The sequence below is a fragment of the Parasediminibacterium sp. HNIBRBA5674 genome (assembly GCF_056745525.1).
Map to the genome: position 1 here is coordinate 24,236 of NZ_JBQWIE010000025.1, position 23,314 is coordinate 47,549.

28 protein-coding genes and 1 tRNA gene are annotated in these 23,314 nt (G+C 37.7%); 2 read left to right on the top strand and 27 right to left on the bottom strand.

Features of this window, described 5'->3' with window-relative positions; translation table 11 throughout:
- Positions 1-73: 73 nt before the first annotated feature.
- The 5 genes from ACT9TX_RS12685 to pdhA all read right to left on the bottom strand — a co-directional run bounded on the left by ACT9TX_RS12685 (position 74) and on the right by pdhA (position 3,610).
- On the bottom strand, positions 74-556 hold the full coding sequence (locus tag ACT9TX_RS12685) for an EVE domain-containing protein (protein ID WP_481338668.1): 483 nt from the start codon (positions 554-556) through the stop codon (positions 74-76).
- A 51-nt stretch (positions 557-607) separates the two neighbouring features.
- Positions 608-1,327 carry a (Fe-S)-binding protein gene (locus ACT9TX_RS12690; RefSeq protein ID WP_481338669.1) on the bottom strand — a complete coding sequence of 240 codons (720 nt, stop codon included), beginning with the start codon at positions 1,325-1,327 and terminating at the stop codon, positions 608-610.
- Positions 1,328-1,350: 23 nt separating this feature from the next.
- Positions 1,351-1,833: a 6,7-dimethyl-8-ribityllumazine synthase gene (ribH, locus tag ACT9TX_RS12695; protein WP_481338670.1), complete on the bottom strand. Its 483-nt coding sequence runs from the start codon at positions 1,831-1,833 to the stop codon at positions 1,351-1,353.
- A 3-nt stretch (positions 1,834-1,836) separates the two neighbouring features.
- Entirely contained in the window at positions 1,837-2,535 is a 699-nt protein-coding gene (locus ACT9TX_RS12700; RefSeq protein ID WP_481338671.1) for a tetratricopeptide repeat protein, read from the bottom strand.
- Between the two features lie 76 nt (positions 2,536-2,611).
- Positions 2,612-3,610, bottom strand: a complete 999-nt coding sequence (gene pdhA, locus ACT9TX_RS12705; RefSeq protein WP_481338672.1) for a pyruvate dehydrogenase (acetyl-transferring) E1 component subunit alpha — start codon at positions 3,608-3,610, stop codon at positions 2,612-2,614.
- Positions 3,611-3,966: 356 nt separating this feature from the next.
- Here pdhA and ACT9TX_RS12710 point away from each other — a divergent pair, with 356 nt between their 5' ends.
- Entirely contained in the window at positions 3,967-5,109 is a 1,143-nt protein-coding gene (locus ACT9TX_RS12710; protein WP_481338673.1) for a vWA domain-containing protein, read from the top strand.
- 380 nt (positions 5,110-5,489) lie between these two features.
- On the opposite strand, the gene ACT9TX_RS12715 is transcribed toward ACT9TX_RS12710, so the two are convergent.
- The 12 genes from ACT9TX_RS12715 to ACT9TX_RS12770 all read right to left on the bottom strand — a co-directional run bounded on the left by ACT9TX_RS12715 (position 5,490) and on the right by ACT9TX_RS12770 (position 17,193).
- Complete coding sequence (locus ACT9TX_RS12715) at positions 5,490-6,389, bottom strand: T9SS type A sorting domain-containing protein (RefSeq protein WP_481338674.1); 900 nt, start codon at positions 6,387-6,389, stop codon at positions 5,490-5,492.
- A gap of 413 nt (positions 6,390-6,802) precedes the next feature.
- Complete coding sequence (locus ACT9TX_RS12720) at positions 6,803-7,609, bottom strand: DNA adenine methylase (RefSeq protein WP_481338675.1); 807 nt, start codon at positions 7,607-7,609, stop codon at positions 6,803-6,805.
- Positions 7,610-7,802: 193 nt separating this feature from the next.
- Entirely contained in the window at positions 7,803-10,121 is a 2,319-nt protein-coding gene (locus ACT9TX_RS12725; protein WP_481338676.1) for a right-handed parallel beta-helix repeat-containing protein, read from the bottom strand.
- Positions 10,122-10,123: 2 nt separating this feature from the next.
- Positions 10,124-10,945 carry a hypothetical protein gene (locus ACT9TX_RS12730; protein ID WP_481338677.1) on the bottom strand — a complete coding sequence of 274 codons (822 nt, stop codon included), beginning with the start codon at positions 10,943-10,945 and terminating at the stop codon, positions 10,124-10,126.
- 80 nt (positions 10,946-11,025) lie between these two features.
- Complete coding sequence (locus ACT9TX_RS12735; protein ID WP_481338678.1) at positions 11,026-11,493, bottom strand: hypothetical protein; 468 nt, start codon at positions 11,491-11,493, stop codon at positions 11,026-11,028.
- Positions 11,494-11,575: 82 nt separating this feature from the next.
- Positions 11,576-12,442 carry a hypothetical protein gene (locus ACT9TX_RS12740; RefSeq protein WP_481338679.1) on the bottom strand — a complete coding sequence of 289 codons (867 nt, stop codon included), beginning with the start codon at positions 12,440-12,442 and terminating at the stop codon, positions 11,576-11,578.
- A 6-nt stretch (positions 12,443-12,448) separates the two neighbouring features.
- Positions 12,449-12,742 (bottom strand): hypothetical protein, encoded by a 294-nt coding sequence (locus tag ACT9TX_RS12745; protein ID WP_481338680.1) that lies wholly within the window; start codon positions 12,740-12,742, stop codon positions 12,449-12,451.
- Positions 12,742-13,026 (bottom strand): hypothetical protein, encoded by a 285-nt coding sequence (locus tag ACT9TX_RS12750; protein ID WP_481338681.1) that lies wholly within the window; start codon positions 13,024-13,026, stop codon positions 12,742-12,744. The genes ACT9TX_RS12745 and ACT9TX_RS12750 overlap by 1 nt, the downstream gene beginning before the upstream one ends.
- A complete protein-coding gene (locus ACT9TX_RS12755; RefSeq protein WP_481338682.1) occupies positions 13,026-13,592 on the bottom strand; it encodes a hypothetical protein in 567 nt (188 codons plus the stop codon). Before ACT9TX_RS12755 ends, ACT9TX_RS12750 begins: the two co-directional genes overlap by 1 nt.
- Positions 13,585-14,568: a hypothetical protein gene (locus ACT9TX_RS12760; protein WP_481338683.1), complete on the bottom strand. Its 984-nt coding sequence runs from the start codon at positions 14,566-14,568 to the stop codon at positions 13,585-13,587. Before ACT9TX_RS12760 ends, ACT9TX_RS12755 begins: the two co-directional genes overlap by 8 nt.
- Positions 14,569-14,570: 2 nt before the next feature.
- Complete coding sequence (locus ACT9TX_RS12765; protein ID WP_481338684.1) at positions 14,571-15,185, bottom strand: DUF6046 domain-containing protein; 615 nt, start codon at positions 15,183-15,185, stop codon at positions 14,571-14,573.
- Position 15,186: 1 nt separating this feature from the next.
- Positions 15,187-17,193: a tape measure protein gene (locus ACT9TX_RS12770; protein WP_481338685.1), complete on the bottom strand. Its 2,007-nt coding sequence runs from the start codon at positions 17,191-17,193 to the stop codon at positions 15,187-15,189.
- Between the two features lie 3 nt (positions 17,194-17,196).
- Between ACT9TX_RS12770 and ACT9TX_RS12775 the strand changes: the two genes are divergently transcribed.
- Positions 17,197-17,505 carry a hypothetical protein gene (locus ACT9TX_RS12775; RefSeq protein ID WP_481338686.1) on the top strand — a complete coding sequence of 103 codons (309 nt, stop codon included), beginning with the start codon at positions 17,197-17,199 and terminating at the stop codon, positions 17,503-17,505.
- Between the two features lie 396 nt (positions 17,506-17,901).
- Here ACT9TX_RS12775 and ACT9TX_RS12780 read toward each other — a convergent pair whose 3' ends face one another.
- The 10 genes from ACT9TX_RS12780 to ACT9TX_RS12825 form a co-directional block, all read right to left on the bottom strand.
- Entirely contained in the window at positions 17,902-18,213 is a 312-nt protein-coding gene (locus tag ACT9TX_RS12780) for a hypothetical protein (protein ID WP_481338687.1), read from the bottom strand.
- A gap of 41 nt (positions 18,214-18,254) precedes the next feature.
- The gene (locus tag ACT9TX_RS12785; RefSeq protein WP_481338688.1) at positions 18,255-18,683 is read right to left on the bottom strand and encodes a hypothetical protein; all 429 of its coding nucleotides are present in this window, start codon (positions 18,681-18,683) and stop codon (positions 18,255-18,257) included.
- Positions 18,684-18,716: 33 nt separating this feature from the next.
- Entirely contained in the window at positions 18,717-20,240 is a 1,524-nt protein-coding gene (locus ACT9TX_RS12790) for a DUF2586 family protein (RefSeq protein WP_481338690.1), read from the bottom strand.
- 13 nt (positions 20,241-20,253) lie between these two features.
- Positions 20,254-20,325 (bottom strand) — tRNA-Met (locus tag ACT9TX_RS12795).
- A gap of 9 nt (positions 20,326-20,334) precedes the next feature.
- Complete coding sequence (locus tag ACT9TX_RS12800; protein WP_481338692.1) at positions 20,335-20,775, bottom strand: hypothetical protein; 441 nt, start codon at positions 20,773-20,775, stop codon at positions 20,335-20,337.
- 3 nt (positions 20,776-20,778) lie between these two features.
- The gene (locus tag ACT9TX_RS12805) at positions 20,779-21,213 is read right to left on the bottom strand and encodes a DUF5675 family protein (protein ID WP_481338694.1); all 435 of its coding nucleotides are present in this window, start codon (positions 21,211-21,213) and stop codon (positions 20,779-20,781) included.
- A complete protein-coding gene (locus ACT9TX_RS12810) occupies positions 21,194-21,760 on the bottom strand; it encodes a hypothetical protein (RefSeq protein ID WP_481338696.1) in 567 nt (188 codons plus the stop codon). The genes ACT9TX_RS12805 and ACT9TX_RS12810 overlap by 20 nt, the downstream gene beginning before the upstream one ends.
- Complete coding sequence (locus ACT9TX_RS12815) at positions 21,757-21,960, bottom strand: hypothetical protein (protein WP_481338698.1); 204 nt, start codon at positions 21,958-21,960, stop codon at positions 21,757-21,759. The genes ACT9TX_RS12810 and ACT9TX_RS12815 overlap by 4 nt, the downstream gene beginning before the upstream one ends.
- The gene (locus tag ACT9TX_RS12820) at positions 21,926-22,123 is read right to left on the bottom strand and encodes a hypothetical protein (RefSeq protein WP_481338700.1); all 198 of its coding nucleotides are present in this window, start codon (positions 22,121-22,123) and stop codon (positions 21,926-21,928) included. The genes ACT9TX_RS12815 and ACT9TX_RS12820 overlap by 35 nt, the downstream gene beginning before the upstream one ends.
- A gap of 97 nt (positions 22,124-22,220) precedes the next feature.
- On the bottom strand, positions 22,221-23,285 hold the full coding sequence (locus ACT9TX_RS12825) for a hypothetical protein (protein WP_481338702.1): 1,065 nt from the start codon (positions 23,283-23,285) through the stop codon (positions 22,221-22,223).
- Positions 23,286-23,314: the final 29 nt, after the last annotated feature.

Consider the following 23,314-nt stretch of genomic DNA (forward strand, 5'->3'; position numbering starts at 1 on the left):
AAATGGTAAATCGCAAGTTTTCAGGCATAAAAAAGCCCCGACTAATCTAGGCTTTTACTAGTAAAAAATATGTTTAAACAGCGTAGTCAGAAGCAGGCATTTCACCTAGTTCCATAATAACGTTCCATTCATCTGAAGTTACAGGCTGTACAGATAAACGACCTAAGCGTACCAATGCCATTTTTTCTAGTCTTACATCAGCTTTTACTTGTGCCAAACTTACAGGCTTTTTAAGCTTTTTTACAGGCTTTACATCTACAACTACCCAGTTTGTATCTTCAGTTGTTGGGTCTTGATAATGTTCTTTTACAAGCTTTGCAATACCAACTATTTCCATGCCTTCATTACTATGATACCATAGCAACAAATCGCCTTTTTTCATGGCTTTTAGGTTGTTACGTGCTTGGTAGTTACGTACGCCATCCCAAAATGTTTGTTTATCTTTTTCAAACTGATCCCAACTGTATTTAAAAGGTTCAGATTTAATAAGCCAATAGTTCGCCCCTGCCCCTGAAGGGGTATTTTGTAAGTTTGACTTTATCGCTTTTTCACTCATAATATTTATTTTAAACTAGAGTTTCACTTTTCGCCCTTTAGGGTTGGGGCTTTACCATCCACTTGCCAATACATCGGCTAAGTGCATTACCTGTAAACCAGCATTATTGTGTTTGTTTCTACCATCAATATGCATTAGGCAACTCATATCGGTGCTAATCAAATAATCAGCCTTAGTATCTATAGCATTGGTTATTTTTTGGTCAGCCATAGCAATACTTATTGGCTCGAACTTTACAGCAAACGTACCGCCAAAACCACAACAGGTTTCTACGTCATTCATCTCTACCAGTTCTAGTCCTTTTACCTTGCTTAATAGTTGCCTTGGTTCATGTTTAATTTTACATTCTCTTAAACCAGCACAGCTATCGTGGTAAGTTGCTTTACCATTAAATGTGGCACCAACATCATCTATTTTCAACACATTTATTAAAAAATCACTTAGCTCAAAAGTACGCTGACCAAGTGCAACCACTTCTTTATGATTTGCCGCAGTATCAAACAATTTTGGGTAGTAATTTCTTACAAAACCCACACAGCTAGCACTTGGCGCAACAATGTAATCAGCACCATCAAAGTCTTTCATAAACTTGCTACACACTTCTTTGCTTTCGCCCCAAAAACCAGCATTAAATGCAGGTTGACCGCAACAAGTTTGATTAGCATTATAGCTAACCTTGCAACCAACTTTTTCAAGCACTTTTACCATATTAAAAGCAACTTGTGGATATAGTTGGTCAACAAAACATGGTATAAAAATTTGTACATTCATGCACCAAACCCTTATTGGGAAATTTATTTTCTAAATGATTGATTGAGTGTTATCATTTTTAATGCTGTAATAGCCGCTTCTTCGCCTTTATGGCCATGAATACCACCAATACGTTCTATGGCCTGCTGTTCTGTATCAACCGTTAAAATACCAAAGACCGTTGGCACATCTAGTAGCATATTTAAGCTTACCACACCATCTGTTACAGCTTTACACACATAGTCAAAATGTGGTGTATCGCCTCTAATTACTGTGCCTAAAGCAATAAATGCATCCGCTTTTCGCTTTGCATTTTCTTGGTAAGCTTTTATGGCAAATGGTATTTCAAAAGCGCCAGGCACAGTAATTACTTTAAACTTAGCGCCTTGTGCTTTCAAGCTTTTTTTCGCACCAGCTTCTAGCTTGTTTACTATATGAGCGTTCCACTCTGTTTTCACTATAACAACAAAGGCATCCTTTGTTGAGGGGATGCCTTTTTGCAATGCGATGTTACCTTTTGTAGCCATACATTAATTTACGCTCAAGTCAGCCTTTTCTACACTAATTTTATTGATGTATTTATCAGCTTGTTGCGCTTTTTCTGTTTTAGGAAATTTCTCTTTTAATGATTTGAATAAGTCTAGCGCTTCTTTATCTTTCTTTAAAGTTGCACTTAACAAAGCGGCACGAAACAAATATTCAGCAGATAATGCTTCATCTGACTCGAATGTGCTACCAGCTTTTTTGTAACTATCTACAGCATCATCATTTTTACCTGCTTCAGCATAAGCATCACCAAGTACACCATAAGCAGCAGCTTGTACTTGCTTAGCACTAGTTTTAAAGTCTTTTAGATGCTCAATAGCTTTATTAAAATCGCCAAGCTTTAAGTAACTAACACCTGCATAGTAATGTGCAAGATTAGCAGCTTTTGTACCGCTGTAATTATTGATAATGTACAAAACACCTTTGTTTGTACCATCACCTTCAAGTACCAATTTGGCACTATCTTGTTGAAAATACTGTTGCGCTTTGTAAATAGCATCAGCTGCTTTCTCTTCTTTGGGTTTAACAATAAATTGTTTGTAGCCATAATAACCGCCAAACACTACAACAATACCAACTAATAATCCAGTTATGAATTTTCCGCTTTTATCCCAAAATGATTTAGCTTTTGATAGGGCTTCGTTTGTTTCTACCACCTGCGTATCAACAATCTGTTCGCTCATGAATGTGTAATTTGAAATTTGAAATTTATGGGTTTGTAATCGTTAGTTGTTTCTTCGTTCCTCAGAATGACATTTTTTAATCGTAATCGAAAGGATACGCTTCATCTAAATACACGTCTTTGTAAACTTCACTGTCATCTGGCCATGGGCTTTCTTCAGCAAATTTTACGCTTTCTTCTACTAAGTTATTGATTTTTGCATCAATAGCATCAATCTCTTCTTGTGTAGCAAATTTATTATCTAATATAGTTTGTAGCACACGGTGAAGTGGATCTTGGCTTTTGTATTCATCAACCTCATCTTTACTACGGTATTTTTGAGGATCGCTAATTGAATGACCTTTGTAGCGATACGTTTTCATTTCTAACAAAGTAGGCCCACCGCCTTCTCTTGCACGTTTTACAGCTCTAGCAACTGCTTCGTGCACCGTTTCTGCTGTCATACCATCTACTTTATCAGAAGGCATTTCGTAAGCATCGGCTAATTTATAAATGTCTACCACGTTACTAGTACGTTCTACTGAAGTACCCATAGCGTATTGGTTGTTTTCGCAAATGAAGATAACTGGCAATTTCCAAGTCATAGCCATGTTAAACGTTTCGTGTAACATACCTTGTCTTGAAGCACCGTCACCAAAAAAGCAAAGGCAAACATTGTCTGTACCTTTATATTTTTCAGCAAAAGCTAAACCTGCACCTGTACCTATTTGAGCACCTACAATACCGTGGCCACCAAAGAAATAATTGTCTTTGCTAAAAAAGTGCATACTACCACCTTTACCTTTAGAGCAACCAGTAGCTTTACCATATAATTCGGCCATACACTCATTCGCTGTCATACCTTTTGCAAGACCTAAACCATGGTCACGATAAGCAGTAATAAAAGGATCCGAATGTTGTGTAGCAGTCATGCAACCTGCTGCTAAAGCTTCTTGACCTACGTAAGCGTGGAAGAAACCACGAATTTTACCAGCCATTTTGTACATTTCTTCAGCCTTTAATTCAAACTGACGTATTAACTGCATTACCTCGTACCAATACAGGTAAGTTTCTTTAGAAAATTTAGTTTGTGCCATACAAAAATTTGAGGTGCAAATATATGCGTTGTAACAATACAATTTTCTGCAAGATTTTTACTTGAATTTTAATGCGGATTGATGACGTTTTAATCTTGATAATTAGATGGTTATTTGAAATTATTGGTTGAACAATGGTGCAGACTATTGATAAAATAATATTTTACGCTTGTCGAAATACGTACTGTGTTTTTTAAGTAGATAAATAGGCAACTTTATGTTTTGGTAAGTGTTTGTTAGATATAGCATTAATAATTGCATAATACGAAGCAGCCAATAAATAAGGCTACAGATGCAAAGCGATAAGGACGTACAAGTAGGTACATCGTAAACTCAGTATAAACTTGCAAGGAACGATGAAAAGCGGTACAAATGCTGGTTACAAAAGAAATGAAAGAATTATGATAGGTAACAGATTTATAAAATTTAACCCCAACGAGAACGGACAAACGAAGTTTGAACAGATGTTGGATTTATTTACACAATTACTTACGTACACCAATGGTGATGCAACTGAGGCTTTGAGCTGGATGAATGAACTGGATAAAAAATACCAATTTACCACGAGCGAATATGGTATGGGCGATTTTATTGAGGACCTAAAACAGAACGGTTACTTGCAAGAAAACCCTGCTGATGGCAGCATGAAAATTACGGCTAAAAGTGAGCAAAGCATTAGAAAACGTAGCCTTGAAGAGATTTTTGGTAAGCTGAAAAAGAGCAAAACTGGTAATCATCAAACATTTAAGCCAGGCCAAGGTGACGAGATAAATCCTGAAACGAGGCCGTTTCAATTTGGTGATACGTTAGAGCAAATAGACTTTACCGAAAGTATTAGAAATGCGCAGATAAATCATGGTGTAGAAAGTTTTAGAATGCAAGAGGATGACTTGCAAATACGTGAGACAGATTTTAAAACGCAGACTTCTACCGTGTTAATGATTGACATTTCTCACTCGATGATTTTGTACGGTGAAGACAGAATTACGCCTGCTAAAAAAGTAGCGATGGCTTTGAGTGAATTGATACAAACAAAATATCCAAAAGATACGATTGATATTGTGGTATTTGGTAATGATGCGTGGACGATTGAGGTGAAAGACCTACCCTACTTGCAAGTTGGCCCATATCACACGAATACTGTTGCAGGGCTAGAATTAGCGATGGATTTGCTACGCAGAAGAAAGAATCCCAACAAGCAAATATTTATGATTACCGATGGCAAACCTACTTGCTTGAAAATTGGTGGTAAATATTATAAAAACAGTTTTGGGCTAGATAGAAAAGTGGTGAATCGTTGTATTAATCTAGCTGCGCAATGTAAAAAGCTGAAAATTCCTATTACAACTTTTATGATAGCTAGCGACCCCTATTTACAAAGTTTTGTACAAGAGTTTACTGAGATGAATAACGGCAAAGCCTTTTTTGCCAGCCTTGATAAATTGGGTGCTTTTATTTTTAAGGATTTTGAAAGTGGCAAAAGGAAGACGGTGTACTAGTGTGTATTTGCAAATTATTTAAAAAAGTATTTTACCTGATTTCTAAGTATTGGGATTATTAAAGAAGATTCAAAATAGTTTAAAAGAAATACAATGTAATAAATAAGTATATTAATGATTCATAAAAATGCCCACGCTCTAGTTCTTCTATATTCTTTGTGCCAGTTTGTTGTAATACACAGGGTTAATCAATTTACCTGTTTAATACATATAATTAATTAATATTTTATACGATAGAATTTATTACTCGTGGAACTTACCTAATTTTTAAGAATACACCCTTTAAAAAAAATATTAATTTTATATACAAAATTTATTTTCTTGCGTAATTGAAAAAGAATGAACTTAAAATCGTTCTCTGTTTGCTTTTACGTTCCTTTCTATTGTTTTACAAAATTAGCAGATTGAAAAATACTACCATTAATAAAATTGACAATATAATTACCTCTTGCTAATTTTACAGCATCAATGCTAGTTTGGGTAAGTCCACTTTGCACAATTTGTGTGGATAAAATTTTCCCATCAATGCTAACTACTTTCACAGTTGCACCTACCATTGCTTTAGGGTGGCATAAAATGATGATATTATTTACTGGATTAGGATATAATACCAAACTAAGATTTGGATTATCATCTAAAGCAACAATGCTACTGTATTTAAATGTACCATCATGGTCCACCATTTTCAACCTGTAAAACTGTGTACTTACTGTTTTGCTTATATCGGTAAATTGATAAGTGCTTCCATTGCTTATTTTCTTAGAATTTACTTTTACAAGGTGACCAAAGTTTTTAGAATCAAAACTTTTTTCAACGTCAAAATAATCAAAATTAGTTTCATTTATAGTTTCCCAATTCAACTTTGGTTGGCTGTTAATTAAAGTGCCCGAGAAAGATTTAAGTGTAACTGGAAGACTACTACCACATATTATAGGTATTGTTTTGCTATTTCTTGGTATAATACTAGTAGTAACATCAAAATCAAGATTATTATTGCTTGTTTCTTTACAACCATTTATCTTTCTTAAAGCAGCTTGGGTAGTTGATAAATTAATGCCAGCTTCAAATGTCTCTGAAACATTTATATCCAAATTAATTTCCTTGATCGCCTTAGCCAATTTAAATCCTAAATAGCTAGCGCCTGATGGTATTGTTGGGTGCGTACCATCGTTGCTAGTGTACCAATATGCATTTCCATTTGTACTATCTGAAAAATGACCAGTAATCCAGCTGGAATTATCAATATAGTTTACCCCTTTTAAAGCACATGTTTTTTTCATGTAATCCCAACGATCTGAAATTTCCGGTATTGGATAGCCATTTGGCCACCACGCACCTACAATATAAATTTTTGTATTGGGTAAGTAATATTTTATACTGTCTATACATTTAGTAAAGTTGTAAAAACGCCAAAACGGAACGATTACAAAAATAATTCAAATCGTTTACTTTTTGGCGTTGGTGCAAATATGGCTTAAATGTTAGTTAAAGAGGTATTAATTGCCTCTTTTTTTATGCCTATATTTGCCGTGCCAATCAGTTAAAAATACATCCTTATAATACGTCAAATACTACCTACCCTCAAAGGCTGGTAGCACTCGTGTTATGAGGATTTTTAATTGATTGGCGTTAATTTGAAATCAGCTACCAGCCTCACATAACTAAAAAAGCCCCCAAATTTGGGGGCTTTTTTTTACAGTGGATAGTTAGTAGTTACTACCTCTATTTTGCGCTTCTGATAGCCTGATTTGATGTTTACCGATACGCCCTGCTCAACACTCCATTGATGCCATTTAAACTCCTTTCTATAACGCTTCAATAACTCACTTGGATAGCTGCTTAACATAAACTTTCCTTTGATACCGCTAAGCGTTTGCAATAGCTTTTCAAAGTCATCTTCAGTATAGCCATCGTAGTGACCCATGCAGCTATTATAGTAAGGTGGGTCAGCATAAAATAAAGCACCTTCACGGTCACGGCTTTGAATTACGTAGTTGGCGTCTGCGCACTCAATTTGCGTGTTCTGAAGGCGAACGGCCAGCGTTTCAATAAACTGGTCTTTTTTATTCTGCACCTTCTTACTTATGCTGTTATCCTTTTTCTCATAGCCCCAGTTACCGTCAAGCTGTGCGCAAAAGCTTTGTGAAGAAAGTACCCAAACAGCCCATGCACGTCTTACTTCATCATGCAAGTGCGGTGCTGCATATACGATGCTTGCGTCTTCATGTTGCCGCCTACTGTGCAATGTAGAACGAACCAAAGCGGCCAAGTCGTGAAAGCGATTTTTAACCACTTTGTAAAAATTAATGACCTCGCCATTCGTGTCATTAATTAACTCCAGTTCGGTAGGCTCTTTAGCAAAAAAGAATGCCAACCCACCTGCAAAGACCTCGTTGTAACTATCATGCGCTGGCATTATCTTAAGCAACGCTGGTACTAGTTTTTGTTTGCCGCCGTAGTACGAAAGCGGTGTTCTAAGGTTTATTTGTTTTCTTGTCATAATCGGGATTTTCCTACCCCCGATGAATGAATAAATAAAAAAAGCCTATTGTAGAAACAACAGGCTTAAGTGAATTTTTTGCGACAAAAATTACTATGCCTCGAAGTTAAATATTTTTTATTGTGTTAACAAATATTTAATGTGTTGTTACACAATCTTAATTGGTTCTATTACTACCAAATTATTAAAAAACCTATTCTCTCGTCAGCTTAACATTTGCATCATAAGTAATTGTACCTGTAACCTCAGTAGATACAACTACGTTACTGCCTGCTTTTGCTTTAATTCTTATAGATGAATAAACAACATCACCAGTAGTACTGATTGTAGCATCTGTAGCACCCATTTCAAACAAATACTTTGTTCTTTCAGTATCAGTGACATCATGGTAAACAATCTTTGTTTTAATTGTACCTGCCGTAATTGCTGATATATTTAGATTGCAATCAACAGTTATAAAGGCATCAGTTGCGCCAACAGCTTCGGTAATAATAGTTGTTGCTGCCGTTTGCTCAACCAATGATGCTGTAGTTGGATAGCTGCTGTTCTGTATGTAATCTTTATACAAAAAAACTTCTTCTTCACCACCATTAATAGGTGTAGCAAAATAGTCTATAGTCAACAAAAAATAACTTCCTTTTGGTGCAGTACCGTCACAAACAATTAACATTGCTTTTTCGTCATTGTAATTTAGTTGATTGGCTTGAGATAAAGGTGCATTAATTAACACTTCTATTCTGCTTTCGTATGCTACATTTGCGCTCATACCTGCTACAATATTCACTGTGTTTGTTTGAAAACTATTATCTCTTGCAAGTCGTAATTCAGTAAAACCAGTCATATTATTTGCAATAATTTTCATCGCTGCATAGCGTCCTCTGGGCATAGGGATATAACCAAACATATTTTTATCTAAAGGGTATTTTATGCTAAAAGTTTTACGTTCATAGGTTGTTGTGTTTTCACCTAATCCTATCTGAATACTTCCTTTTACAAATGCTCCAAATTGTTCTTGAAATTTAAAATAAGTACCTGGTAAAACTGTCAAATTTTCTATAATTAATTTCCCGAAGAGATACGACGCGTCTAACAATTTAGAAGCATAACCACCAACTATTAAATTGTACACATATACATCGCCTTGCCCTAATAAAACAAATACAGGTCTTAAATCGTCTGAAAATGTATTATAAACAGACAAATTATTAAACACTACATTAAAGCATTTTGCCTCTAGTAATACAGCAACACCTTCACAAGCTTGAAGCATTATATTTTCAAATCTTACATTGCTACACTCAGAAAGGTTTATGCCTCTACCTTTAGCACCAGAACCAAACATTTCAGAGCGCTCTACAAATATATTGTTTACCTGTATATTCTCTCCGTACTGTAAGAGTACTGCTCCTGCTCCTGGATTATAGGCTTTGATATTGTCAATGCGAATATTTCTGGCGTACTGTATATGCACGCCAGCTTCTGGATTAGAATTAGACGGGTCTGCGTGTAGATAAAGATTTTTAATTTCTACGTTTTCAATTAAATCGCTTATTTGTACAATTTTTCTTTGATTGGTGTCTGATACCACTGCAACAGATAAAGCATAACCGATTGGTCTGTCAAAGGTTACTATTCTAGTAGTAGGATTAATAGCTGTTATTGGTGCGTAAAAAAACCAATCTGGTTCATAAGCATCATATAAAGCCTGTCCTAATCTTAAAAAACAAGTTTTACCCACTTCTAAACCTGCCACGCTTGCTACACGAACATAGTTTTGTGTAGCTATAGTATCTTGGTCTATGATGGCATGAACTTGATTTTCTGCTTTACTACCTAAATAAATAAATTCAGCATTGTTATACAGATTTAATCTTGGCATTCCATTACCCACATAACTTACTCCTGGTTTTAATCTTACCCCTCTTTGAACTAACCATTCAGGTCTACTTGTATAAAACTCACCACTTGGTATATTAACTACACCACCACCTTGTTCATATACAGCGTCTATACTATCTTGCAATGCGAATACATCTTGTCCTATATCAGAACCATTTAAACCAAATAATTTGGGATTAATAGTGTCTTCTATAATAGCTATCCACCTGCCAATTTCTTGATCATTAGGCGCAACCACTGTACCGCCATTAGGCTTAAGCGTACTAAAAGCATCATACCGATATTTGGGCATTACGGTATCCCCCACAGATGTCCTTCCACCAATGCTTACGACTTTACCATTAACTGCTGTAGCGGTCAACAAGTCTACAGATGTTGCGAAGTCATAAATAGGTAATTGATTTGGGTCTACCATCCCATCTACCAAATCTGCTTTTACAGCCAAATTTTCAATGTTCGCCTTGCCATTTAAAGCATCAGGCAATCCATCTACATGGTCAAGAGGTACAGCATTATCTTTAGTTCTGAAGCTTGTAAATGTCTCTAACCTTTGCGCTACTGTTGGTACTCTTGTGCCATCCCACCAATCTTGTATCTGCTGTTCAGTTGCCATGATTAAAGTTTAATAATTGCAAAATCGAATTTCAATTTTTGATCAACGTTTCCAAACTCCCTAACGGCAAGTTTAAAACTGCCAAGTTGCTTATCAGCTACCACCCATGCCACATCATTACTATAGTTAGCATCACCTTCGTAACAGTACAGGCTACCAGTAACGATATAATTAGTATTTAATAATGCAGGGAATGAAATTGTGAAAATGCTATCATTCTCGCCAACAGCATTAGGCCAGCTAGGGTTGCCAGGACCACCACCAATATTGCCATGTTGTGGCAAATTGTAGCTGGTAGCATAATGTATACCTGCTGGTTTATTGGTAATATCTGCCCAATCTGGTGTATAAGCATTAAACGATGCTGTAAGTGCAGTAAGATTTGTGGTTAATGTACCAATGGCTGTTTCAGCATCTTTCAAGCGTTTAAATAAGCCATTAGCAAAGTCTTTATTCTCAAAATTTGCCCAAGGGTACAAAGTGCCAGCACTGCCAAATGTGGCTATTCTATCTATTGTATAATTGTAAAATTGTGGTGTAACACCAGTGGCAGGGTCACCAAAACTTGCGGTGGTTGGTGTGGCTATTATTACCACATTGGTTTGTACAGCACCACCTAAAAATGGCAATATCTCGCCGTTAATGCTTACCCAGCCGTTACTTATTACACCACTACCATTATCGGTACAGCCTTGTATTACGTAGCTATTACCACCAATAAAGCTAAGAGCTTGCAATTGCTGCAGTTGCTGTTGCACAAACTCAAAAGTATCGGCACTAAATGGCCAGCCGTAGTTCTTATTTGCAAAATCTAATAGTTTCATAAGCCCCTAACCCCTAAAGGGGAATATTTAATTGTTTAAAAAATGTTTCGTTTCCCTTTCTCCCCTTTAGGGGTTGGGGGTTAAATGCTTTGTAAATAAAAATTCTTGCCATCCATTTTATACTCATTCACTTTGGCTTTTACCTTGGCTATTTGTGCTGGTACCGTAATTAAAGTACCAGGTACTTGCACCGTAAAATCTAAACCTGTATCCGCACCATACAAATAATTAACTGTAGTGCTTGTGCAGTATCTTATCTCAGGCACATTAGTAGCATCATACAGGTATTCTTTGCCGTAAACCTTAAAGTCTATCACTCTAATTCTACGTTGTATTTTGTCAAAAGCATCATTCAAAACCTTTTGCAAATACACCACCTGACCATTATTTGCCAGTTGATACATCACAGCATTGCGGTAAGTATCAAAGCTGTCGTAAGCCTCACGCAACGGCTTGTTAGCAGCCAATACAAATAGCACCAGCGTATTGCTTCGCAGCCATGTTGGTATTAACCACTGAACCAATTTTGTAAATGCTATTTTAAACATGCCCCTAACCCCTAAAGGGGAATTTTAAAACGTTAATAATTCAAATATTCTACACCCTTACACCCCTTTAGGGGCTGGGGGCTTACACATCAGCTATATAATTAATGGTTAAACCACCTGTATCAAACTTGCAATAGCCAGCAAATGGCACAAACGAACTGCCCACACTTTGGTAAGTACCACCAGCAGGTTTACGCTGCATACTTTTCAAGTTTACCTTGCGGCGGCTTACACCGTAGCAAGCTTGCAATGCATCAATAAATCCAGCATTGGTAAACTCACCATCAAACTCTAATTGCGTAGGGTAAAGCGTTGCTGCATCACGTACAGGATAGCCAGCAGCATCGGTACGCAAGCCATTAGCATCTAACAATAAAGGATTATAGTAAACATCAACCTCAGCTTTTAAAAGGTCAGCTACTTGGTTGTAAATGATTAGCGTAGTACCTGCGAATTTTACTTTTGTTTGCATGTAACTTTCAAAAGCTGCGAACTCGGTATTTGATAATGGCACTAAATCCGTACCGTTCAATTTTGCCACTTTAATCAACACCACACGTACAGCGTTTAAAGTCGTTTCAGTACAAGCTGCATAAGCTATAATCTTACTAGCTGTAATCTGTGTATCGTTGTAACCTGTGTTATCAAATACATCGGTTTCAGTGTACAATGGAAAGCCAAATTGAAAGTCCTTAGCTTTTTGGCGATACCAGCTTAATTTACCGGGTTTAAGTGTAGCAATTTTTGCATCTACAACCACACCAAAAGCATCCTGCAACTTTTCAAAAGTCATTATTGCAAACACCTGTATGTAAAACATCAAACGCCAAATAGCCACCTTGCTAGTATTGGCAAACATGCCCACAGCAGCCGTATTGCCTTGCGCTGTAGCAAGCCTTACACCTTCAGCTACCATGCTATCAAATATGTCTGTTGTAGTTCGTGCCATAGTTATTTATCCATGTGATGGCGGTAAGCCAACGGTGTAATAAAGTGTCCATTCGTCTTCGTAGGCTGTTGCTTGGTCGGCTGTTAGTGCTGATGCTGGTTTATTGTTTTCAGTAAAAATCGCTGCTACACTTTTTTTATCAAAAGCAATAAATGGCACTTCAATACTTTGCCCTGCTTCTAAATCAGCCGTTATGTCTAGCCCATTTAGCTCAGCCAATTCATTTACCCTCTCAACATCGCCTAGCTCTTGTATGGCTATGTCTAAAAGTGTTTGCCCATATCTTGCTATAATTGCCATTAACTAAGCTTAATTGTTGTTTTATCATTTGTGTTAGCACCTTCAAACGTTTCTTTTATACCATCTCTAAAAAATACTTGTCGCACCTTTCTTAAAAGATTTGAAGGGTTTTCATCTTCTAAATAGTTAACAGCACCAACTGTTGCATCGGGGGTTTCTTTAAAGCTGCCATCTTCACTAAAAAACAATGTTTTCTTTTGTTGCTCTAAACTCTCTCCAATTATAAAATCACCATTTGTAATCTGTAAGTCATTAGTGGCATTAAGTAAAATATCTTTTGGCATCAGTGTTTTACTTTTGGGTTTTCTAAATTAGCCTTCGTTGTTGCTGTTATACTTGCATTCGCCCATGTAAATGCTGCTGTTTTTAAAGCTGCACCTCCATCTGATGGAATGGGTGACCAAGTTTTAAAGACCGTTTTAATGGCATTTAAATCGTTTTCCAATACGTTGATTTTTGTAACCAAATCACCAACCTTTACCATGCCATCCAATGTGCCACCATTCATTACAATTCCCGTATCGGTTATTTCAAAAGAACTTGCACCAATCTTTATTCTGTACTTATCGGCTTCACCAACTGCAATAACCATCCAATCATCGGCATCCTCAATTCTTATAGCTAAAGCCCATGTGTTTTGTTTAGGTAAAATGGTTAGGCTCTGGTTGCCATCTAATACTGGTCGTAAACGCACATCGTGGTAAACTGTGCCGTCATTATCATCATCTATCAAATCACAGGTAAATTCAGTTTCATTAACATTATCAACCTTAGCCAAAATGGTAGAAGATGGCCCCACTTGTGCGGCTATTTCTCTTAGCTTTTGTCGTATTTGCTCTTTTTTATCCACTGCCTAATAATGTTCCTAATTTTATTTTTTGTCTACCACCAGCTGGTGAAAAATCGCCATCAACACCTTCTATAAAAATCAATGCATTTCGTTCAGGGTAATCCTCACTCGTTATGTGGCTTGCCATTAATGGCTCTGCTAATGGTTCTAAAAAAGTAGTTATCATACCTTCGTAACCACGATTTACCAGTTTTTTTCTTTCATCATCTGCTAACTGTTTTAAAAATGCCTCGTTTTCAATAACTGTCTTTTTTGTTACTACATTTCCTTCAGCTGGGCCCATCTGCACATGGTGCTTTTCACCTGTTTTTCTTCTGTATTCTAACCTAATATTCACAGTTGCCAGCTCTTTTCTATCAGCTAGCTTTAAATCATCATCTTTTATCACATTCCAATCCAGCTTATGCTGTATTTTTTTTGTAAAAGCGACATGTCGAAAGCCAACATATAATTTATTAAAAGTGAAAAAGACTGTTAACCCACATTTTTCTTTAAACCAGTCTAAAACTTGCACACCTGTATTGTTTTTAAACATGGCTTTGGGTAGTGGTATATTAGGTATCGCTTCACTTAAAATAATATCAGTTCCCTGTATCAAATCATTTAAAATGGTTCTTACAGTGGTTGCACCATAGGTTTTAGTAAAATCTGTTTTCTTACGCAGTTGATAGCTGTAGCCTTCGCACTCAATTTCTAGTGGTATGCTAAAGTTTATGCGCCTTATAAACCCCATAAACCTCAATGGAACATTGCCATTATAACCAGCACTCACACTTATTTTCATTCCTTCAGTAAACTGCAACTGTGTTGGTATATTTTTATAGGTAACACCATTTTTTTTTAACCTACAAATGCCAGGTACTTTAACTGTGGCACTATCACTGTAATTATCAATATGCCTGCTCCATTTTACCGCATTAGGATGAAAGGCCTTAAACCCTTCAATCTTAATATCACAGTCCATTATAAATGCCATAATTATTCTGCTTCAAGGGTAAAAATGCTATCACTACACAGCTTCATGGTAAATGGCCGCACATGCTTTCTGCCGCCTTCAACTTCGGGCAAATCCCAACTTTCAATACATACACGGTCATCAGCTTCTAAGAAAAAATCAGTTAAAGCATTTTCTAGTTTAAAACTAGCACCTGCTTCGTGCAGTTTTTTAAGCTGCGCCAAATCGTCCGATGGAAAAAAACGATCCTTTTTATCTATAAAAAAGCCTTTGATATTTATTTGATAATCGTCAATGCTGTACAACTCTTTTACTCTACCTCTACGTTTGTTTAAGGTGGTTTTAACGAAATCTACACTACCACTAATTCTTATTACACTATAAGGTAAATAAAACCGAGTGCCATTGTCTGCAACCAAAGTAGTGGGTAACCATATTTCTACACCTAAATAGTATTCTTGAAAGTAACTGCCATTCCTACTTTGCTCACCAGTAAAAAAGCCGTTGGCAAACCCCTGTTTCACCAAAAAATTGCCATTTGGCTGTATCACCTCACTACCTTTTGGCGGTATGCCATGTGGCTTCGTGCCAAATGTGCGTTTATATAACTCTTCTAATTCTGTTGCAATGCTTGCCATATTAGTTAACTGCTGCGCCGCTGTTTAATACTCGTAAATACATTTCTTCAAAAATATCCTGCAACTGAGAGGCACTTTCTTTAACAGTGCTAGAGTGTAGCTCAATTTTATCTGTAAATTTTACACCATAAATATTAATCACACGTGGACCACCACTTGTAATGCCTTTGGTGGTGCTATTGGCATCATCGGGGATGCCAGCACCACCTGTGTTTTTACGCTTCATGGCATCATCTAATGACATGATGTAATCCATAGCACTACCTTTTTGATTAGTTTTTAAAATATTGCCACTTTTAGTGATGCTTTTGGCCAATCCCAAAAACTCATTTAATGCCTTAGCATTACCGCCAAAGGTTTCTTTTTGTAAGGTTTGGCTATGAGCTATATCGTAAGCTTTGCTAATTGTTTTGTACAAGGGGTCATCGCTTTTTACAAGGCTTTCTCTGTACTTTTTATCTTGGTCTGCTTGCCAGCTTGCACTACCCTTTGCTGCACCTACACCATATATACCAGCTATTTGCTGCCCTGCTTTTTGTGCGCTACCTATACCCAATACTGCCTGAGCAGCACCTTTGGCATCTGCCCATGCACCGCTAAAATCACCTTTAAACAATTTTGCCAAGGCACTGCCTACCAGTTGTATGCCTTGCAGCAGTTCTGTAATTCTATTTATTACATAATCTTTTATTACTGTGCCAAAGTTTTTCATTACTTCCCACACCCCTAATACTACCTTTCTAAAACCCTCGAAGTGGTCCCAAGCATATTTAACACCTACTACCAATGCTGCTATACCAGCTATAATCCATGTAATAGGGTTCGCTAGCATAGCAGCCGTAAGCTTCCACATGGTACTAGTTAAAAAACCAGTAGATATTGATGCCAGTCTAATACCAATGCTCATTGCTATTGCTTCGGTATTAGCAGCTACAAATGCAATGCCCAGTACGCCAAGTGTAAAGGCAACGGCTTGCCCGTTTTCACTTAAAAAGCCAAGTAGGCTGTTAAGGCCGCCAAGTGCTGTATTTACAGCAGGTAATATGGTTTCGCCCAGCTTGGCGGCGGTAGTATTTATTCTATCTAAAAAAGTAGATATTTTACCTTGTAATGTGCCGCCCAGTTTTTCCATCATTCCATGAAACCTGCCACCTTCGCCAGTTACGGCTTGCATAGCACCAGTAACCATATCGGTGGTTATTTTGCCATCACGCATCATTTTGTCTAGCGTGTTCATGCTTTTGCCCGTTTTCTCGCTTATGGCTTGTAGAGGGTTAAAGCCTGCATTTACCATTTGCAATACTTCTTGCCCTGCAAGGTGGCCTTTGGCACTTACTTGCCCAAATGCAAGGCTTAGGCTTTGTAGCCTTTCGGCACTGCCACCGCTTATATCGCCCAGCATTTTTACCGTGGGCAATACCTTAGTACTAGCTACACCGTAGTTTAGTAGGGTTTCGCCACTTTTTAGCGTATCGTCTTTACTATATGGCGTTACATCGGCATAGCCTTTAAGCTGCCCATACATATAATTACCCTTAGCCTCGCCACCCATTAGAGTACTAAATTTTACTTTACTGGCTTGCACATCCATAGCTTGTTTTACGCTATAGGCAGCGGCTGTGCCAGCCATTACCAAGGGGTTACTTATAAGCCCAGCACCTGGCACTTGGTTAAAGGCATCTTTTACCCATGTTTTTACTCTGCTGCCGTTAAGGGTTTGAAACTTAGACATGTTTTTTTCTAAGTTCTTAATTTCCGAGTTCATTACCCTTAGCCTAAGTATATCGGCAGGGTTGGTTATATCTAAGGTATTACGCTTGTTTTTAAGATGGTCTATGGCACTGCTTAGTTGGTCAATATTTTTACAAACAGCAATATTGGTAGTATTAAATTTTGCAGCAGCATCGCTCATGCCTTTAAACGATTGATGAGCGGTGGATTGCACTTTGCGCAATCCACCGCTCATCATGTCGTTTAGCTTTATTACAAATTCAAGTACATTTGCCATGTTATGATAGCGTTATTATTACTATTTATACTACTGTTTTTTATCGTTCGCAAGTTGCCGTATGTGGTGGTGTTTTTACTACTACTGCTTAGGCAACTTTGGGTAATGCTTACCAGCTATTGGCACTACAAGTATGTGGCTGTGCCAGTATCTTGCAGTATTGGCTTATTTGTATGGCTGGTTTTAAAAGAAAGCCCTACCACCCAGTGGCCAATAATTATTACTACCCTTTTGCCACCTGCCCAGTTGCTAGTAGTGGCTACCTGCTACTACTTTTGGTATCAAAAACACGCACCTAATAAACAATCGTAAGTCATGCAACTCATTATCTGCATTTACCTATGTATTGCCTTTTTTGCTTTTATAGCCTATTTGTGTAGGCATCTATTAGCGGCTTTACCTGCTATTGTTTGGTCTTTTTGCCTCATTGCCTTTTTACCTGCTATACGTTATGCTATTTAAAACCACCCGTAGCAATGTGGTAGGCGTGGTATTTTTTATTGTTTGCATGGTGGTGGTGGCTTTCATTTGCCTACGTGCCTAAGCCACCTTTGTTTTGTTCTGCCTCTCTTTCTCGTACCCACAGTATTTCGTTCAGCTTCATTGCCCACTCATCATCGGTAAGTGTATCTGGGTTTATATGTCCGTAATATATAAGGCAAGCGTTACCCTGCCTTATATATTCATAATCTTTTACTTGGCAGTTTTCTAAATTTTTTTTAGCTCACCGCTTTTAGCTTCTATTAGTTGCGCTAGTAATGGGCTTGCCGCAAAAAAGTATTCATCGCCGGTTTTTATGCGTTCATCGCCACCTAGCCAGCAGTCGTTTAGCAACCGCTCGTTAAAGCCTATGGGGTCATTTGCACTTAGTGCTGTGGCTGCACTTAATTCGGTACGGCTTGGCCTGCGTAGGTAGCCTATGGCATCATCAATATCTAATACAAATATTTGTTTGTGTTCGGCTTTCCAGGCGGCTATTTGCTCGGGTGTGGCTGTGCCTTTTTGTGCTGTTGGTTTCATGTATTATGGTTTATCCTTATTCCCATTTAGGGGTTAGGGTTTTATAAAATCACCGTTTTCATGGCTTTAAAGGGTAGGGTTACATCACCCATTTTGGCGTTTTGTTCCATGCCTATTTTCCAGTTTTCAAAGGCAATACCAGTTGCGGTAATAGTATTAGCTGTTGCCGCAGCATTTAACTTATACTGGCAAGTAATTACAATGGCTGCATAAGGCACCTCGGTAATATCCTCGTAGCCAGCGGCAAGAGCAGCAGCATTTAGCTGGTCTAGCTCGTACTTTAGTATTTTAATATTGCCGCTATAGCTTTTATTGCCGTGGGTTATGTCTATCGGCTCGTTGCCGGCACCGTATATGTATTCTTTTTCTACGGCTTTTTCAAACTCAAAGCCTTTGAGACCAACCACTGTACGGCCTAATATTTTTAAACTGGTCTGTGACCATGCACATTCTTTAGTTGAGAAGCCCATATTTTTTAAATTAAATGTTGTTTGAAAAGCAGTTTAATTACCAGATGTTAAGCCTAGGTCAAACTCAATAAATGTGTTGTATCCTACTGGCCTTACACGACCTTTTATTTTGGTTTTGCTAGTATTAATAATATTACTGGTTCGGTCTACAATTATTTCAATACCACTAATGCGCTCGCCCATCGTTACCTCTACTTGCAGTTTTGCCCTATCTTCAAGGTGCTGGGCATCAAGCTCTTTTATGATACCATTATCCTCGGTATCAACTTCGCCCTCCAACTCGTCTATATACACACTAGCAATAACCTTTGCCACAGCATCAACTACACCACCATGTGCCAGTATACGGTAATCATCATTACTAGCCATATTATCTATACCAAAGTAAAAACCAGCTTTACCAGGATAAGTTAAGAAGCTTAAATAGCCAGCATCATGCAGTGTATCGGTTTGGTAGGTTTGTCCATCTTTGGCGGTAACACCACCAGCAAAAGCAGTTTTGGTAAAACCAATAGTGCCTGTTTGGTTTACTGATAATTGAATACCATTATTACTAGCACCAAGGCCAGCAACAGAAGTAATAGTAATTATACCTGCTGCATTGGTAGCAGTAAAGCCTGTAACCGATGTATTGGCATTAATGGCATTTTTTAATGCTACCGCAACAGTTGTAACTGTAGTTTCGGTATTAGCTTTAATGTAGCCGCCCAAAAATGTCCAATTACCATTTGGCAATGGTGCATATATGTAGATATAATCACCATCTGCACCAATTGTGGTAATAGTAACAGTTGCGGTTGCTTTTGTTTCTGCAACTGGTGCAACAACAATCGCATCCAAGCCGTTTAGCTCTTTAGTACCAATATAAATTTTATTAACACTTAAAGCACCGTTTGCAACTTTGCCGAGTTTAATATGGCAAGCATATTTAACTGAGCGGCCAAGAGCCAACCCAACTGATGCGCTTAAATCATTTTTAGTGCCGCCTAAAACCACACCAGCAAAGCCATTGCTTGCTGTGTTTGGATTAAATATAATATTGCTAGTTTCATCGGCTATACGGCCTTCAATAAGCACACGAAGAAATTTTAATTTATTATTTAACGCCTGAACAAAACCTTTAGCAGCTGTTACCGCTGCTGTTACATCGGCATCAATAAAATTTGTGCCAGCTACATAATTTGGTGGTGGTGTGCGAAAAACACCCAACTTGCTTATTTGACCACCTGCTGCTTCAATCAATTTGTTAGCATATACATTACTAGTACTATCTAGCATTTGTGCCATGGTAACAGTATTTGGCAATAGCAACAAATACAAGCTTTGGTTACCTGCAAGTTCCCCATAAAACTCGCTTATTTGGCGATATGCAAATGGCTCATCTGCCAATGTAATGCCTGCTTGAATAGCTTCTGTAAGGTTATGTACAATCATAACCTTACCTTGGTTGACAGTTTGCTGTGCTGTACCAATCATGGCAGCAAAGCCATCAATATTTTGAATATCCTTTGCAATATTGCCGTTACTAAATGCTATTGATAATTTAGGCTTACTCATTTTGTAAAATTTGTTGCGAGGAGTGGGTTCGAACCACTGACCTTCGGGTTATGAGCCCGACGAGCTACCGCTGCTCTACCTCACGATATAAAAATTAATCTTGTTTATTCTTGTTTTCAACCATTTCGTCTTCAGGCATTTCATTGGCTAAATCTAATGCCACCTGTGCAGCAGCTTCATTAGCTAAAGCCTTGTTTAAAGCCACTTTTGTAGACCCTTTTTTATTGGATTCTGCATTATCAAAAGCTACCTGTTTTTCTGCCACAATTGCTTGCATCAGGTTTAATTGATTGGTAGCCTTTTCTATTGTTTGGGCTTTGTTCAATTTTACAATAACCAATGGTGGAGCTGCCGCTACTTCGCTTTTAAGCACTTCAAATACAATAGGATTACCAGCCGATAACTGCACAGCATTACTTACCGCTTTTTCAGGAGTATCAAATACCTTTTCATCGGTGGTGATGAAAAGTACATCCGCTTCAGGATATATCTCTAAAGCCGCAATGGCAAGTTGTATTTGTTTCTCTTTTTGCATGAATTATGCTTGTATGGTTATAAAAACTTTTTCTTCTCTATCGATTGCCCCTTTTATTTTTTCAAACAAAGGCGCAAAAGCCAATCGGCTAGCTGTTACTTCATCAGCGCTTCTAGCTCTGCCAGGCAATAAGCAGCCTTCAGTGTCAGTAGCAGTATTGCCAGGATGTATGCGGATGCCTTCAAAGCCTGGCACATCTACCAATAATGGCAATGGCTTTTGAAACCTATTACTAAAAGTGATTTTAATCTGATAACGGCCTTCTGGTATACAGGTTTTCCCTTTTACCTTTTTGGCAATAATTGTAGCCAACGGCATTGATTGCTTTAACTGTCTGTCCTGGTCTTCCAAAACAAAGCATTCAAATACCCCATCAACGTAAAGCTTCCCAGTTGTAGCAGTCTCACTTCTAACATCTCTATCTAGTAGCAAATCCATTGGTTACAAAGGCTTTAATGAATGAAATTATTGGTGTTCTAAAGGCGATAAGTGTAATGAGTATTGAATAAGCCAGCAACCACCATATCCATTTTGGCGTTTTATATTCAACTACATTTACAGGATAAGGCACTTTCTTTTCTACAGTCTTAGACTTGTACAAATAGGTTTCAAGTAATTGGCTAGTAAGCCATGTAATATGCTTTCGCAGCTCATCCTCATGGCATTCTACTTTTACATTGCCGTTTCGGTTTACTGATATTTTAGCCTTAATACTATCTTTACCTTTTCCTTTTTCCTGTACTACCACATAATCAGATGTATCAGCATTCTGCTCATTCAATTGCTTAATAATAGCTAACAAGCTATCTACATAAGTGGCTAAACTGGTATTCTTTTCAGGAGTAACCAGTGTAGTGTCTTTATTTGTAGTTGTTAGCCTTGTGTAGCTGCTATCTTTTTCTACACTATTAATACTTGGTGCTGGTAGCATCTTGCGGCCACAGCTCGCAAGCATTAGAAGTAAGATGAAGGTTAAATATTTCATGGTGTTTTTTGGTTTTTAGCTTGTGTAAATGCCCATCCCATTACGCCTAGTAAACCCATTTGAAAATAGAGGTTAACTAATTCTTTACTCTCGGATGGCATAGGCTTAAAAATGGCTATTATGATAATGGTTGAGCAGGTTAGAATAATGATTAATGCTATCACATTAACTATCAACACTTTGCCCATCTTTTCCCACATGATTGTCTTTTTTAAGTTCTTTTCTAATTTTCACAAACCAGTAAATCCCAGCTAGAATGCTAGCGATACCGCTAAGAAAGTAGCTTACTTGTTGGCCGCTTAAAACTGTAAATACCCATGCTGCACTCAGCATTACCTTGCCTAACATTGTACTGTTTTCCACAGGTTATCTTTTTTGAGTGAGAGCTTCCAGCCCAGGGTAGCCTTACAGGGCTACCCAAGCGAGGAAGTATGCCAGCACCAACTAGTTATTAATATTTTTAAGAAACAAAGTCCTCAACTACTGCATACACACCTTCGGTTCTGCGAATACGGCCACCAATTCTTAAATAGGCAGAAAATACATCACCATAGTAAAGCGGATTGCCATTATCATCAAACACTTTAATTTCACCTAAAGCCCTTTCAACACAGCTATCAACGTAGAACAATGAAGCGGCGCAATCACCTGTACCTGCGGCAAAATCTTCTGCCTGTGTATCAATAACAGTCCATACACCACTTACTTTTCTGTAGCGTAATACGGTGCTACGCATCAAGATTTCTGCACCCATGTATTTACCTACGATGCCATTTGCCAAATCGGCAACACGACCAACATCAGTTTTTTCTGCATCGCTGAGGCTTTCAAAAAATTGATAGTAATGGTTAACAGTTAACTCTGCTGTAATTCTACCTACAACATTTTTGTTACGCATTTTTTTGATGATTTTCTTAAACTCATCTTTTGTGAAGAGTTTTCTTGTACCTGTAGCCGTATCATCAATTAAATCTGCGCCACTTGCTGCGCCAGTTGTTGCTATTACATTTGCAGCACCTGGTGCCCATCTAAATAACAAGCTATCCATTGCATCTTGAATAAGCTTTTGCTCATCTTCACCCACAACACTTTGTCTTTTTTGATAGCTTAATTCGTATTTTTCAATGTCTTGAATTTGGCGTGGCAACGCATAAATGGTATCTAACACATAGGTTAATTCGCTATCAGAACGATTAACAGCTGTTTGTGGAAAAGAGGTAAGATTTTTCTTTGTAGCCGTTGGCGCACCTGCAACAGGTATATGCACCACCTTGCCAGCCAAAACAAAACTATCAGCAATCACACATCGGGTGGCGAAGTCGTTATTTTTCCAAAGATTTTTAACAATATCATCCTTCCAAATCTCAACCTGCAAAGCCATAAACGCCACATTTTTAGGCATTAATAACGAGGCTAGCACAAGTGTACCAAACAAGGCAAATGGGCTAAAACTAAACACCGCACTTACCAAAATTGCCGCCAAGGCAATGTATAAAAGCGCATTAATTGATTGTACTTTTTTCATTGTATAAAAAATTTATTTTTTAAAAAATT

What these genes read in the sequence shown, in the direction of transcription:
- ACT9TX_RS12720 (WP_481338675.1), bottom strand. Translation starts at nt 7,609, where the DNA reads ATGACAAGAAAACAAATAAACCTTAGAACACCGCTTTCGTACTACGGC.
- ribH (WP_481338670.1), bottom strand. Translation starts at nt 1,833, where the DNA reads ATGGCTACAAAAGGTAACATCGCATTGCAAAAAGGCATCCCCTCAACA.
- ACT9TX_RS12715 (WP_481338674.1), bottom strand. Translation starts at nt 6,389, where the DNA reads ATGAAAAAAACATGTGCTTTAAAAGGGGTAAACTATATTGATAATTCC.
- ACT9TX_RS12810 (WP_481338696.1), bottom strand. Translation starts at nt 21,760, where the DNA reads ATGAAATATTTAACCTTCATCTTACTTCTAATGCTTGCGAGCTGTGGC.
- ACT9TX_RS12735 (WP_481338678.1), bottom strand. Translation starts at nt 11,493, where the DNA reads ATGTTTAAAATAGCATTTACAAAATTGGTTCAGTGGTTAATACCAACA.
- pdhA (WP_481338672.1), bottom strand. Translation starts at nt 3,610, where the DNA reads ATGGCACAAACTAAATTTTCTAAAGAAACTTACCTGTATTGGTACGAG.
- ACT9TX_RS12775 (WP_481338686.1), top strand. Translation starts at nt 17,197, where the DNA reads ATGATAGCGTTATTATTACTATTTATACTACTGTTTTTTATCGTTCGC.
- ACT9TX_RS12750 (WP_481338681.1), bottom strand. Translation starts at nt 13,026, where the DNA reads ATGCCAAAAGATATTTTACTTAATGCCACTAATGACTTACAGATTACA.
- ACT9TX_RS12690 (WP_481338669.1), bottom strand. Translation starts at nt 1,327, where the DNA reads ATGAATGTACAAATTTTTATACCATGTTTTGTTGACCAACTATATCCA.
- ACT9TX_RS12780 (WP_481338687.1), bottom strand. Translation starts at nt 18,213, where the DNA reads ATGAAACCAACAGCACAAAAAGGCACAGCCACACCCGAGCAAATAGCC.
- ACT9TX_RS12760 (WP_481338683.1), bottom strand. Translation starts at nt 14,568, where the DNA reads ATGGCATTTATAATGGACTGTGATATTAAGATTGAAGGGTTTAAGGCC.
- ACT9TX_RS12815 (WP_481338698.1), bottom strand. Translation starts at nt 21,960, where the DNA reads ATGTGGGAAAAGATGGGCAAAGTGTTGATAGTTAATGTGATAGCATTA.
- ACT9TX_RS12765 (WP_481338684.1), bottom strand. Translation starts at nt 15,185, where the DNA reads ATGGCAAGCATTGCAACAGAATTAGAAGAGTTATATAAACGCACATTT.
- ACT9TX_RS12790 (WP_481338690.1), bottom strand. Translation starts at nt 20,240, where the DNA reads ATGAGTAAGCCTAAATTATCAATAGCATTTAGTAACGGCAATATTGCA.
- ACT9TX_RS12800 (WP_481338692.1), bottom strand. Translation starts at nt 20,775, where the DNA reads ATGCAAAAAGAGAAACAAATACAACTTGCCATTGCGGCTTTAGAGATA.
- ACT9TX_RS12740 (WP_481338679.1), bottom strand. Translation starts at nt 12,442, where the DNA reads ATGGCACGAACTACAACAGACATATTTGATAGCATGGTAGCTGAAGGT.
- ACT9TX_RS12725 (WP_481338676.1), bottom strand. Translation starts at nt 10,121, where the DNA reads ATGGCAACTGAACAGCAGATACAAGATTGGTGGGATGGCACAAGAGTA.
- ACT9TX_RS12785 (WP_481338688.1), bottom strand. Translation starts at nt 18,683, where the DNA reads ATGGGCTTCTCAACTAAAGAATGTGCATGGTCACAGACCAGTTTAAAA.
- ACT9TX_RS12700 (WP_481338671.1), bottom strand. Translation starts at nt 2,535, where the DNA reads ATGAGCGAACAGATTGTTGATACGCAGGTGGTAGAAACAAACGAAGCC.
- ACT9TX_RS12745 (WP_481338680.1), bottom strand. Translation starts at nt 12,742, where the DNA reads ATGGCAATTATAGCAAGATATGGGCAAACACTTTTAGACATAGCCATA.
- ACT9TX_RS12805 (WP_481338694.1), bottom strand. Translation starts at nt 21,213, where the DNA reads ATGGATTTGCTACTAGATAGAGATGTTAGAAGTGAGACTGCTACAACT.
- ACT9TX_RS12825 (WP_481338702.1), bottom strand. Translation starts at nt 23,285, where the DNA reads ATGAAAAAAGTACAATCAATTAATGCGCTTTTATACATTGCCTTGGCG.
- ACT9TX_RS12730 (WP_481338677.1), bottom strand. Translation starts at nt 10,945, where the DNA reads ATGAAACTATTAGATTTTGCAAATAAGAACTACGGCTGGCCATTTAGT.
- ACT9TX_RS12685 (WP_481338668.1), bottom strand. Translation starts at nt 556, where the DNA reads ATGAGTGAAAAAGCGATAAAGTCAAACTTACAAAATACCCCTTCAGGG.
- ACT9TX_RS12770 (WP_481338685.1), bottom strand. Translation starts at nt 17,193, where the DNA reads ATGGCAAATGTACTTGAATTTGTAATAAAGCTAAACGACATGATGAGC.
- ACT9TX_RS12710 (WP_481338673.1), top strand. Translation starts at nt 3,967, where the DNA reads ATGAAAAGCGGTACAAATGCTGGTTACAAAAGAAATGAAAGAATTATG.